Annotated in this window: 1 protein-coding gene; it reads left to right on the top strand. The window is 46.0% G+C overall.

Annotated elements, in window-relative coordinates:
* The coding region (argC, locus tag A3761_RS03935) for an N-acetyl-gamma-glutamyl-phosphate reductase (RefSeq protein WP_068749856.1) at nt 1–970 on the top strand (970 nt) is incomplete at its 5' end.
* Nucleotides 971–979 lie beyond the last annotated feature (9 nt).

Raw genomic sequence — 979 nt, 5'->3', positions numbered from 1 at the left:
GAAGGTTGAAATTACTGTTGTTACCTCGCGTACTGAGAAAGGCCGCCCTGTTGCAGATATGTTTCCTCATGTTCGTGGCTACATCGACTTGCCTTTTACCGATCCTAGCGTAGACGAACTAGCTGGCTGTGATCTTATCTTCTTTGCAACGCCACACGGTGTGGCTCAGTCAATGATGTCTGAATTTATAGATTCCGGCTTGCGTACCATTGATCTTTCAGGTGACTTTCGTTTGAAAGATGTAGATGTATGGGAAAGTTGGTATGACCAGAAGCATGCCTGCCCTGAATTAATTCCTCAGGCTGCATATGGCCTGCCTGAAATCTATCGTGAACAAATTAAAGATGCCAAATTAGTTGCTTGCCCTGGGTGTTTTCCTACGGTTATTCAGTTGGGCTTTTTACCTTTAGTTGAGCAAGGCTTAGTCCAGGCGGATCGTCTCATTGCAGATGCTAAAACAGGCACCAGTGGTGCTGGGCGTGCAGCTAAAGTTGGTATGCTGTTATCGGAATGCGCTGATAGCTTTAAAGCTTACGGTGTTTCCGGGCATCGCCATTTACCCGAGATCCAGCAAATTTTGAGTGAAGCAAACGGATCGCCTGTTAATGTGACCTTTGTTCCTCATCTCGTGCCCATGATTAGAGGGATCGAAGCGACTTTGTATATACAACCTAAGCCTGATGCTGAATTAAGTCTGGAGCAGGCTCAAGCTATCTATGAAGAGCGCTATAAGGATGAGCCTTTTGTCGATGTGATGCCGCTAGGCTCTTTGCCAGAAACCCGTTCCGTTAAGGGGTCGAATATGTGCCGAATTGCACTGCACCAGCAACCTGGCAGTAATACAATTATTGTATTGTCGGTTATTGATAACCTGGTAAAAGGCTCTTCTGGCCAGGCGATTCAGAACATGAATCTTATGTTTGGTTTTGATGAGATGATGGGCTTACAGCAAGTGGCATTGATGCCCTAACACCTAGGT

It is taken from the genome of Oleiphilus sp. HI0123 (genome assembly GCF_001635315.1).
This window is presented reverse-complemented; position numbering and strand designations above follow the sequence as displayed.